The 12,096-nt window shown below is 46.8% G+C and carries 8 protein-coding genes; 5 read left to right on the top strand and 3 right to left on the bottom strand.

Translation table 11 applies throughout. The features are described 5' to 3' along the window. The first annotated feature begins 76 nt into the window (after positions 1–76). Positions 77–1,516, top strand: coding sequence for an MFS transporter (locus HHL16_RS15215; protein WP_206022440.1), 1,440 nt, complete (start codon positions 77–79; stop codon positions 1,514–1,516). A gap of 81 nt (positions 1,517–1,597) precedes the next feature. Here HHL16_RS15215 and HHL16_RS15210 read toward each other — a convergent pair whose 3' ends face one another. Then, positions 1,598–4,048, bottom strand: coding sequence for a TonB-dependent receptor (locus HHL16_RS15210; protein ID WP_346766843.1), 2,451 nt, complete (start codon positions 4,046–4,048; stop codon positions 1,598–1,600). 221 nt (positions 4,049–4,269) lie between these two features. Here HHL16_RS15210 and HHL16_RS15205 point away from each other — a divergent pair, with 221 nt between their 5' ends. Together HHL16_RS15205 and HHL16_RS15200 are read left to right on the top strand one after the other, a co-directional pair. Further along, positions 4,270–5,316 carry a LacI family DNA-binding transcriptional regulator gene (locus tag HHL16_RS15205; RefSeq protein WP_346766842.1) on the top strand — a complete coding sequence of 349 codons (1,047 nt, stop codon included), beginning with the start codon at positions 4,270–4,272 and terminating at the stop codon, positions 5,314–5,316. A gap of 36 nt (positions 5,317–5,352) precedes the next feature. Beyond that, the gene (locus HHL16_RS15200) at positions 5,353–6,378 is read left to right on the top strand and encodes an aldose epimerase family protein (RefSeq protein ID WP_169426034.1); all 1,026 of its coding nucleotides are present in this window, start codon (positions 5,353–5,355) and stop codon (positions 6,376–6,378) included. Between the two features lies 1 nt (position 6,379). Here HHL16_RS15200 and HHL16_RS15195 read toward each other — a convergent pair whose 3' ends face one another. Next, entirely contained in the window at positions 6,380–7,285 is a 906-nt protein-coding gene (locus HHL16_RS15195) for a LysR family transcriptional regulator (RefSeq protein WP_169426033.1), read from the bottom strand. Between the two features lie 68 nt (positions 7,286–7,353). Between HHL16_RS15195 and HHL16_RS15190 the strand changes: the two genes are divergently transcribed. Beyond that, complete coding sequence (locus tag HHL16_RS15190; protein WP_169426032.1) at positions 7,354–8,259, top strand: DUF1338 domain-containing protein; 906 nt, start codon at positions 7,354–7,356, stop codon at positions 8,257–8,259. Between the two features lie 78 nt (positions 8,260–8,337). Here the strand turns inward: HHL16_RS15190 and HHL16_RS15185 are convergent, their stop codons facing one another. Then, on the bottom strand, positions 8,338–9,168 hold the full coding sequence (locus HHL16_RS15185; protein ID WP_169426031.1) for an MBL fold metallo-hydrolase: 831 nt from the start codon (positions 9,166–9,168) through the stop codon (positions 8,338–8,340). A gap of 151 nt (positions 9,169–9,319) precedes the next feature. Here HHL16_RS15185 and HHL16_RS15180 point away from each other — a divergent pair, with 151 nt between their 5' ends. Next, positions 9,320–12,085, top strand: a complete 2,766-nt coding sequence (locus HHL16_RS15180) for an outer membrane beta-barrel protein (RefSeq protein ID WP_169426030.1) — start codon at positions 9,320–9,322, stop codon at positions 12,083–12,085. Positions 12,086–12,096: the final 11 nt, after the last annotated feature.

Below are 12,096 nucleotides of genomic sequence, written 5' to 3'. Positions count from 1 at the left end.
GAGTTATCCGGCAGGCTTTTTTATTGCAGGTACTTTGAATCATTTCCAACGGGCATTGCGTATATTTAATATCGTAATGTCCCCTGAGCAAGTACATACATCCTCCAACAAATGGATGGTGCTGGTGACAGTGGCCTTCGGCACCTTCATGGCCACGCTCGATAGCAGCATCGTGAACATTGCCCTTCCTACCATCCGCGCAAAACTCGAAACAGGCGATAACATAGAATGGATCGTACTCAGTTATCTGCTGGTAACCACCAGTACGCTGCTGATAATGGGACGATTGTCTGATATGCTCGGCAGAAAGAAAATTTATCTGCTCGGATTTGCCGTATTCACATTGGGGTCTTTGTTCTGCGGATTAAGCTGGAACCTCATTTCGCTGGTAGGTTTCAGAATTGTGCAGGGGCTTGGCGCTGCCATGATCTTTGCAAACGGTCCTGCCATTGTGAGTGATGTATTCCCTCCCGACAAACGCGGTCAGGCATTGGGCTGGATCGGTACCGCCGTTGCTGCAGGCAGCAGCACTGGTCCGGTTGTTGGCGGCATTCTGCTGCAGAATTTCGGATGGGAAAGTATCTTCTATGTGAATGTTCCTGTTGGACTGATTGCCATCTGGAGAGCAGCCGTAACATTGCCTCCATCGATTCCATCAGTTGACAGGCGATTTGATCTGCCCGGCGCCCTATTCTTTTTGTTTGGTGTAACCACGCTGCTGATGGGTGTGGATTTTGGTCCTTCTCCGGCTTATGGATGGACGCATCCGCTGGTGTTATCGCTGATCATAACAGGACTTGTATTTCTCACTGCATTCATCTGGTGGGAGCGGAGGGCGCCTTCGCCAATGCTGCAACTCAGTCTCTTTAGAATCCGTTCGGTGAGTGCTGCATTGGCAGCGGCAGTATCTGGTTTCATTGCGAGCGGAGCAAATCTGTATGTGCTACCTTTCTTTCTTCAACTGATATTGCATTTTGATCCGCAGCATGCGGGTTTCATTATGCTGGCTGGTCCGCTAACACTCAGTGTGGCGGCACCTGTTGGTGGATACCTCTCGGATAAAATAAGTACCCGGTATATTTCAACATTCGGATTGCTGATCACAGCAACCGGATATGTGATGCTGAGTTTTCTGAATGCAGACTGGCAGTGGCATGATGTGGTATGGCGAACGGCGCTGGTGAGCCTTGGCTTCGGATTTTTTCAAAGTCCCAACAGCAGCAGTGCGCTGAATGCAGCGCCACTTCCGCAACGTGGCATTGCCAGCAGTCTGATTGCCTTTATGCGCAATCTCGGATTGGTGTTCGGCATTTCAGTAGGCGCAACGGTATGGTACAGTGTTCGGAATCTGTTTGCTGAAGATAATGGGGTGGATGTGTTTTCGACGGATGCACAGGTAAGCGGCATGCAGATGGTGTACCGCGTATGTGCCACGCTGGTGCTGGCTGGCGCAGTGATCAGCTTTCTGCGCGGGAAGCCAACTTCAGTGAGTTCTCCGGTAGCTAAGAATGTGTAGGAGTGGTTCAACAATCTATACGCACAAAAAAGAGGCTGCCTTTTGGGCAACCTCCTGCATACTTTCCGAAACAAAACTTTCTTAGAACTTATACGCAACCGTTGCTACGAACTGGCGTGGAGCAATTGGGTTTACGCTATAGTTTTCGTGCACATTATAGTTAAGAGTGTTGGTGAGGTTGGAAACCTTTCCAAGTACTGAAATATTTTTCCAGCTGTAACCTGCAGAGAGATCGAGGGTGAAGTAACCATCGATAGGAATACGTCTTTCGGGGCCTGGTACTACTTTTTTGTCTTTATCCAGAGCATACTGAGTATTCCATCCTGCAACACGGTCTCCGATGTAAACCGCAGTGGCGCCGAGTTTCAGGCCTTTGATGCGGCCGTTGCCGAAGGTGTAGAATACTGATCCGTTGGCAGTATGCGCAGGGCTGCTTACCAGTCTTTCGCCTGTCAGATAGCTGCCCTGGAGAGTAGATGTTTTAGTGTAGCGCATATTGTTGTAGCTGTAACCTGCGATGATGTTCAGACCGGTTACAGGATGTGCAGCGATATCCACTTCAACACCATCGCTGGTAGTTTCACCAGTGAGTTCTTTGATGTCTGTTCTGCTGTTTGGATTGCCATTGGCATCAAATTGTGCCATCTGTGCAAGGTTATGATTGATGATCCTGTAAGCAGTTACATTTACAGAGAGTCTGCTGTTGAAGAAGTCGTTCTTCACACCCACTTCAAACTGGTCGATAATAGAAGGCTTTACAGGTACCATGTAAATATCTGTACCGGTATTGGTGGTAAATGAATTTGAGTAGCTCGCGAAGAGTGAAGTAGTTGGGATTGGTTTGAACACCAGACCCACGCGTGGGGAAAATGCTTTATCAGTTCTTGTAATAGTTTTTGTTGTGCTGTCTGCTTTTCCACCAGCGCGGTTGAAGAGGTAACCCTTCACTGGATCTGTTTCCTGAATAGACCAGCGGATACCGGCCAACAGATTCCATTTCTCACCAAGTGAGATCAGGTCCTGTACATAAGCACCGAAGCGGGTTACAGGGGCCTTGGTGCGTCCATTGTTGATGAGCGTAGGTTCGTCTGTGCGCCTTGGAGCCTTGGGAGTATGGATATTGATCACATCGTAGATAAGGCCAGACTCATATTGTTTGGCATTCGCAACAGTGTAATCTCCGTCAACACCTGCCAGCAGTTTGTGATTGAGAATGCCTGTTTTGAAATTACCGTTCACAAAAGCCTGTGCCAGAAAATAATCTTCGTTGGTGTAGTTCTGTCCCAACGGGCGTTTCCAGTTGCCGTTAGCTTCCCACTGAATACGTTCGATAGATTTATAATCACGGATGTAATTCTGGTATGAAGCGGTTCCGTTGATCACCCAGTTTTCGTTCAGCTGATGTTTGATAGTTGCACTGGCTGTAGCCTGCTGTGTTTTTGTGTACTGCCATGGCGCTCCAAAGAATTCGTTTCTTTTGGCAGGAGCGAGTTTGGTATTGTCTAATGAACCGATACCGAAATCAGGAGTGAAATCGTGATACAGATAATCACCTTCCAGAATCAGATCAGTTCTTTCAGAGAGTTTGAAGAGGAATGATGGGTTCACATAATAGCGGGTAGAATGCACATCATCGCGGAAGCTGTTAGCCTTCTCGAATGTGCCATTCACGCGATAAGCAACATTCTTGCTCATGGGGCCGTACACATCGAATGAAGGTTTGTAAAGATCGTAGCTTCCCACGCGCATATTCACTTCACCTCCGAAATTGAATTTCGGTTTTTTGGTCACCATGTTGAGGATACCTCCCGGCGCTACGTTGCCATAGAGAATGGCAGCGCCTCCTTTGAGGATCTCCACTCTGTCGAGTCCGCTGATCTCAGGCATTACACCTGTGTTCACACGTGCGCCATTCTTGAACATATTGTTGCTGCCGAAGCTGTAGCCTCTGGCGAAGAAAGTTTCCTGTGTGCTGCCGCGGGTGGTGCCTACGTAAACGCCGTTCACGTTTTTGATCACATCGCTGAGGCGTTGCGCCTGCTGATCTTTCAGTGTTTGAGCAGAAACGATAGTGATGGCCTGTGGCAGATCGAGCGGATCGATATCGAGTTTGCCGATGGATACCGGGCGGCCATTCAATGTTTTTCTTGCTTCCACCACCACTGCTTCCAGCTGTTTGGAAGTTTCTTTGAGTGAAATGCTCAGTGCAATCACTTCTTTATCCTGAATGGTAATATTCTTTTCCTGTGATTCAACACCTACCTGTGATACCACCAGCACATAGTTGCCTGGTTTCACATTGTTGAGTTGAAAAGTTCCTTCTTCGGTAGTCATGGTCGATTTGTGTGTTCCTTTCAGCGAAACAGTCACAAATGGGGCGGGGTTGCCGTCCGTGGTAGTGATCTTTCCTTTTACTGTAGCATTTCCTTCCTCAGTAACCGGGGCAGTTGCTTCAATGGCAGCGAGTTGCTGGGCATTGACCATTGCAGTTCCGGAAACCATCATTGTAAGCAGTGTAAAAAAGTATTTCACGTGATCTTTTATTTTGCCTGCAAAGGTGCAGGAGAAGCAGGACCGGGTAGTTTCTAAATCGGGAAAAGGGTTTACCCGATCGGGAAAACATAGGTGTTATATTGTATGTAAATCAGGCGCAAAGAATGTTTTTGCCGCATTCAGGGGTGGTGGGGTGTAAATGCGAAATAGTTGTAAAAGGCATTTTACGGCTTGAAACACGGCAAATAAACGCTACATTCGTGCAAACGTTTGCACCGTTGTCCCATAAGGTTACCATTGCTGATATTGCCCGTAAATTGTCGATAGCCCCGGCCACCGTTTCCCGCGCTTTGAACGGGCATCCGGCTATTAGTGAAAAAACCAGAAAGCTGGTGGAGAAAACTGCCCGCAAACTTCAATACAAACGGAACAATATCGCATCCTCCCTTCGTTCAGGAAAAAGCAATCTCATTGGTGTGATCATTCCCAGTGCCGAGATCAACTTCTTCGGTTCGGTAGTGCATGGCATCGAAAAGCTGGCCAACGAAAAAGGTTACAACGTGCTCATCTATCAGAGTAACGAAAGCCGGGAGCAGGAGAAGAAGGGACTCGAAACTTTTCTGCATGCACGCGTAGACGGCATTCTCGTTTCCATCGCCAAAGACACCACCGATTACGAACACTTCCGCGATATTCAGGAGCAGGGCATTCCCATTGTTTTCTTCGACCGGGCAAAGGAGGAATTGAATTTTCCTGCTGTAGTGGTAGACGATTTCAAAGGCGGTTATGCCGCCACTGAGGAATTGCTGAAGCAGGGGTTCGATCGTATTGCGCATATTTCCGGTCCGGCGCATATGGATGTTTTCCATCATCGCCTGCAGGGATACAAAGCGGCGCTGAAAGCATGGAAGAAGGAATTTATTCCGGAACTGGTGGTGGAAGGATATGTGTCCATCGAGTCCGGACAAATAGCCACCGAAAAACTCATGGCGCTTCCGCATCCTCCCGACGCCATTTTCGCTGTGGAAGATTTCACGGCATTAGGCGCACTTAAACAACTCAAGGCATTCGGAAAACGTGTGCCCGCAGATATAGGCGTAGTGGGCTTTGCAAACGAAATGTTTGGAGAGCATATAACGCCATCGCTCACCACATTCGATCAGCAGACAGTACTGATGGGCAAAGAAGCTACCGGACTGTTGCTGCAATTGCTGGGAGGAGATACCAATACCGTAACTCAGCAAAAGATCATGCTGGAACCCATTCCCGTGATCCGCGATTCGAGCCGGAAAACCAGACAGGCATAGAAACTACAGCATTATCATAATAACAGTCAGCAGATCATGAGCAGCACAGCACAAGCGGTACAATCATCACCTATCATTCTCAGAAATAAACAGAACGTTACAGCCACTTTTCTTCGCGAAGGAGCAAGACTGATCAGTCTGAATGTTCCCGATAAAAATGGAGCGCTCACCAGCGTAGTGCTTGGCTTCGATACTGCTGAACAATATGCAGCATCCACAGAGCCTTACTATGGTGCAACCATCGGGCGATATGCGAACCGCATCCGCGACGGAAAATTTTCTATTGCCGGAACTAAGTATCAGATAACGGTGAACAATGGCCCCAATGCATTGCATGGCGGAACCAAAGGATTCCAGCAGAAATTGTTTGCAGCCACTCAACCGGATGAGCAAACAGTTGTATTCAGTTATATTTCAAAAGATGGGGAAGAAGGTTTTCCGGGAAATCTTTCCGTGCAGGTTACCTGTACACTCACCAACGATAATGCCCTCGAAATAAATTACGAAGCCACTACCGATAAAACCACTGTGCTGAATCTCACCAATCATGCATTCTTCAATCTGAATGGTGAGGGGAGCGGAAGCATCATCAATCACCTGGTGCAGATCAATGCCGATACCTATTTGCCGGTTGACAGTACATTGATCCCACTCGGTAAAGCTGAACCGGTTGCTGGTAGTCCATTTGACTTTACTACTCCTCATACCATCGGTGAACGCATTGGCGAGCCGCATGCGCAGCTGCTCATCGGCAAAGGATACGATCATAATTTTGTGCTGAACGGAAGCGGCATGCGCTTCGCAGCTTCTGCCATAGGAGATCGATCGGGCATCGAACTGAAAGTGTTCACCGACGAACCCGGTATGCAACTCTACACCGGAAACTGGATGCAGGGAAAGAATGCACTGCGCGGAGGCGCCGACGGTTTCCGTACCGCTTTTTGTTTTGAAACGCAGCACTATCCTGATGCTCCGAACCAGCCTGCATTTCCGACAACCTTGCTCGAACCTGGTAAGACATTCCGTTCGCGCAGCATCTATGCTTTTTCGGTGAAGCAGTAGATCACTTTATTTTCTTTACATCCAGCATCTGCAATAAATATTTCAATGCAGGATTACTGTTGTCTTTTTTCCAAACCGCATAGAGTTCCGTTTGTTGCGGAATGTTTTTCAATTCGATGAACTTCACGCCGGGCGTATGTTCGTTGGAAAGAGAAGTAGGGAGGATGGACAGTCCCATTCCGTTTTCCACCAGTTTGTAAATGGCAGGTGCATGGATGGCTTTGTGTGAGATCTTCGGAACAAAACCATGATCTGCGCAGAGATGCAGTATCTGCTGGTAATAGAGCTGACTCTGGTCGTTGGGAAAGAGAATGAAACTTTCGTCTTTAAGCTGTCCGATATTTTTGAATTTGCGCGCCGTCATCGGATGGTTTTCCGGCAGCACAATGGAGAAGGTTTCGCGCAGTACGCTTTTGATCATCATATTGTCGGCCACCTGATTGGAGCGCATGAAGCCTATATCGATCTCATCTTGCTGAAGGGCAGCGAGCTGTTCTTTGTTGGTGAGTTCTTCGAGCTGGAATTTTATATCCGGACATTCCTTGTTGAATCTCTTCAGCAATCCCGGCAGTACAGATTGCACTGCCGATGCCACAAACCCGATACCTATTTGTCCGGTACTTCCTTTCTTCAGCAATTCCAGATTATTTACTGTGTTGCTCAGTTTATTGAACAGCTGTGTAACTTCTGTGTACAGTAATGTGCCTGCATCGGTTAACGTTACTTTCTTATTGGTTCTTTCAAAGAGGGGCGTATGCAGAATATCTTCCAACTGGCTGATCTGCTGGCTCAGGGCAGAAGGGGAGATGAACAGTTTCTCGGCTGCCTTTCTGAAATGCAGTTCCTCTGCCAGCACCTTGAAATAGGAGAGATGCCTGAACTCTATTTGATTAATGATACTTAACATTCGTTTACCAATATGAATTATTACTAATGATAAAAGTAGCGAAATTTGTTGTCTGAAATATCATTATTATGAACTTCAATGCACAAACCCCGCTCGATCAGTTTCTCAGCGTACTTTTTGAACGCTATATGGAAAACGTGCCCGATGTGAAGAAAATAACACAGGCAATGATCAGCAAGGGTATCATCGGATCTCAGGATGAGATCGTGAACGACCATATTGCTTTCAGAACCCTCGGCGTGCCTCATCTTGGTCTCGCTTCACTGGAGAAGATCTTCCTCGCCAATGGCTATAAAAAAATGGATCCTTATTTCTTCAAAGAAAAGAAACTGGATGCTTACTGGTATGCACCGCCATCACCTGCCTACCCACGTATTTTTGTGAGTGAGCTGCGTGTAAAAGACCTGAGTGCCGAAGCACAGGCCATCATTCATAAATATACAGACGGCATTACTTCCGACCCTGTGGATGCGATCGATCTGAGCAATGGCCAGGCAATCGGAGAGTTCCTGCACCAGCCGCTCTGGGAAACACCTACTAAAGCAGAGTATGCAAGATTGCTCGAAGAGAGCGAGTATGCTGCCTGGGTTATCTACAACAGATATTACCTCAATCACTATACCATCAGTGTGCATGCGCTGAAAGAAGGTTATAATAAACTCTCACAGTTCAATGCATTGCTGGAGTCGATCGGTGTAAAGCTGAACACTTCCGGTGGAGTAATAAAAGAAAGTGCAGATGGATTGCTGTTGCAGAGCAGCACAGTTGCTCCGGTGAATGAAGTGGAATTTGCAGGCGGTGAGAAAATGGCCATTGCCGGAAGTTATGTGGAGTTCGCTGAACGCCGCGTGCTGCCCCAGTTTGCGCACCTCAATGCTGATGATGTGACCAGAGAACACCGTCGTGATGGATTTGAAGCGAACAATGCAGACAAGATCTTCGAGAGCACGTACACGGAGCAGATCAATAAGTAGTCTCTAAGTTTAATTCATAAGTAGTTTACGGAAAGTAGCCACCTCAGCAATGGGGTGGTTTTTTATTGGCAACACACACTAAAACAATTGCAATTGTCCGTTTTTGCCGGATTTCAGCATCGGAGCGCGGCCTTCAACCGGTTGCCCATCCACCAGAAACAATTCTGATTCTTTGTATCTCGAAGCCACTACGATCTTTGTTCCACCTGCACACGCAGTGAACAATTCGTTTACCAGTTCGGGTTTGTTATTGTTTTGAGAGAGATGCGATAATATCAGCAAGCTTAACTGTTGTCCTCTGTATTTATTGAAAAGTTCCAGCGCTTCTTTGTTGGACAAGTGGCCTTCATTGCCTGAGATCCGCTTTTTGAGATAGATGGGGTAGCTGCTTAATGCCAGCATATCATCACAATAATTCGATTCGAGAAACACCGCATGGCATTGACTGAAACATTCTACCACTTCTTTGCAGGCATGTCCGATATCTGTGATGATGCCGATATTCACTGTACCATCAGTAACCATAAAGCTGTGCGGATCGATGGCATCGTGGTATTTTCTGAAACCCGTGATCATCAGCTGACCGATCTGTATGGGTTGTGCTGCTGTAAATGCATATTGCAGATGAGGTTCCACTTTGATAGAGCTTGCGCGCAGTGTGGCTTCTGTGATATAAACAGGTATCTCGTGTTTTTTGGAGAGCACAGTAATTCCCGTGATATGATCCGAATGTTCGTGCGTAACAAAAATGGCTTTCACCTTTTTGAGATCGAGACCGAGGTTCTTCATTCTGCGCTCCGTTTCGCGGCAGGAGATGCCTGCATCGATGAGCACCGCTTCGGTATCATTGCCGATATAGTAGCAATTGCCATTGCTGCCGGAATTGAGAGATGTGATGTAAACTGCCATTCGGGGATCAAAAATAAGTACTTCCCGCGCTTCGGAAAGAATATGTGATAAAATGGCTATATGTTAAATATTTCTAAACCGCTTCACCATATTTTGCACCTGCTGTGTCTATTACGAAGAGTTCGTAGTTTAATGGACTCCTTACCATACTATGCAAACAAGTTTCGCCAAAACCGTACTGCCGCTGCTTATCATGTGCCTGCTGTCGATCACTGCCTTTTCACAGAACAGTTTGAAAGGCAAAGTGGTTGACTCATCGGAAAACAAAAAACTGCAACATGCCATTGTTGCACTGATCGATCTGTCGGATACCACACTGTATCGCTCCTGGCGTACCGATGCGCAGGGCAATTTTTCCCTCACTGAAATTCCCAAAGGTCATTATCAGCTGATGATCTCCTATCCTAAGATGGCAGATTTTCTGCAGACCATTCCAGTGGATGCCAATACTCATCTCGATCTCGGCAATATCAACATGCTTTCAGAAGCCAAACTGATGGAGGAAGTGATTGTTACTGCCGGGAAGGCCATTCGCATGAAAGGTGATACGCTTGAATATACTGCCGACAGCTTCGCTGTTCGTCAGGGTGCCAATGTGGAAGCGTTGCTGAAAAGATTGCCGGGCATTCAGGTAACACGCAATGGTCAGTTATTGTCGAACGGACAGGAGATCAGAAAAATGCTGGTAGATGGCGAAGAGTTCTTTACCGATGATCCCAGGTTTGCCATGCAGTATCTCAAAGCGCATGCGGTAGATAAAGTGCAGGTGTACGATAGAAAATCCGACGAATCGATGCTCACCGGATTTGACGACGGACAGAAAACCAAGACCATGAACCTGAAACTGAAAGATGGTTACAACAAAGGATATTTCGGCAGGCTAGCTACTGGCGCAAGTGGCGAGGGACAATACCGCTATGAAGGCATGATCGGTGCATTTCAGAAGAGAAAAAGAATGGGTGTGTATGGCATAGCTGCGAAAACGATGGATCGTTTCCCAGGCTTTGGTATGACCAGCCGCATCGGTGGCGGAGGAATAATGACGATAATCGATGATGGAATTATGGGCTCCTTTTCTTCAGCAGACCACGACAGAGTGGATGGTGGATATGGTGGAGCCGGCATTCCTTCCACTGTGAATGGCGGAGCGCATTTCTCCGACAAATTCAGCAAAGGCAAAAACGCAGTTACTTCTTCCTACAACTACAGCAATTACAGAGGCAATGGCTGGAGCGGCAGTACCAGCTACACCAAACTTACCGACAGTACATCGATACTGGACGATCAGCATTTCGCGGATAACGGCAACGGCACCTCACATATGGTTAATGCAAGCGTGCAGTTCAATCCTGATTCTGCTTCACAGATCAATATCCGCCTCGATGGTGGTATCGGTAACAACGAAACTTTGCGTGAAACCAATTCCTCATCAGTCAATCAGCATGGAATGCAGGTGAACAGCAGCGATATGGATGAGCGTGCGCGTTCAGAAGAAAAGAAATTCAATACTTCCATCAGCTATTTCAGAAAACTGAAAAAAATAAAATCCAGCCTGTCTTTCCAGTTCGATCAGCTCTATGGCAATTCTGAAAAAGACAATAATCTGCTTTCTGTAAACAAATTCTACAATCCTGGTGTCGGCTCTGAAGAGACGCAGACGCTGGACCGGCTTCAGGCTAAGAAAGATAATTATCAGTCGTATGGAGGCAGATTGAAATTCACTTCGAGGCTGATAAAAGGTGTTGTTACGCAGCTTGAATATGGCATGAAGTCGAGAATGGCTTCCAGCCGATTCAATACGCTGAACGGATCAGCAGGGAAGTACGAAGACAAGGTAGACAGTCTCAGCAACAATTACGATCTTACCACACTTACACAGATCATCGGTGGCGGTATTCAGCTCGATAAAAAAGGGTTCAGTTTAGTGATGGGAGCCAACACTTATTTATCTGGCTATCGTCAGACCGATGTTGATAATAACAAAACCAGAAGCCGCAATTTCACCAACCTCGCACCTTACCTGAGGTCTGAATATCGTCTTACTAATAGCAGCAGTGTGTCTTTGGGTTACAACGGCAAAACTATTCAGCCTACACTCGATCAGATACAGCCGTTGCAGAGAAGCTCCAATCTGCTGTTCATTCAGGAAGGTAATCCTGATCTGGCACCAGGCTTCACGCATGCCGGAGGATTCCATTATAATCTGTCGTTAGCGAAAAAGAATCTTTTCATCACTATCGGACCTGCTTTTAGCATCAGCACCCGCACCATTACCAATTCAACAGTGTATGATGCACAGAACCGGAGAGTAAGCAAATATGTGAATGTGGACGGGCTGCCTTCGTATTCCGGCAACATCAACATTACCAAAACCTGGAGGAAGAGTGGATGGAATACAGGTGGAAGGGTTTCTTACTCGAAATCCGGATTTTACCTGCTGCAGAATAATCAGCAGTATCGCTCAAATTCTTCCAGCTGGAATTTTTCAGGTGATCTGGGCTACAGGCTGAATGAAGATCTTTCTTTCAGGCTTTCTTCCGGTGTGAACCTGAACAATGGTACTTCTACATTATCAAGCGCAGCAGTTACGCGCACCCTCACACATTTTCACAATGTGAGCATGGATGGAGTGCTGCCTGGGGACATTGAATTCAGAACAGATTTTTCTGCGAATTTCAACCCCTCCAACAATTCGTTTGCAAAAAGCATCGATGTGTTTACCTGGAATGCAGGTTTCAGCAGAAAGTTTCTGAAGAACAAAGAACTGATGGTGAGTCTGCAGGCCTATGATCTGCTGAACAATAATACCGGATACAAGCGCACTGTGGATGGCCTCAACTGGTCTGAGCAGAATGGCTTTGTATTGAAAAGATATTTCATGCTTACAGTTTCCTGGGATTTTGCAGGATCACTTTAATATTAACTCAT

The sequence above is a fragment of the Pseudoflavitalea sp. G-6-1-2 genome, from assembly GCF_012927185.1.
Classification (GTDB): Bacteria; Bacteroidota; Bacteroidia; order Chitinophagales; family Chitinophagaceae; genus Pseudobacter.
This window is presented reverse-complemented; position numbering and strand designations above follow the sequence as displayed.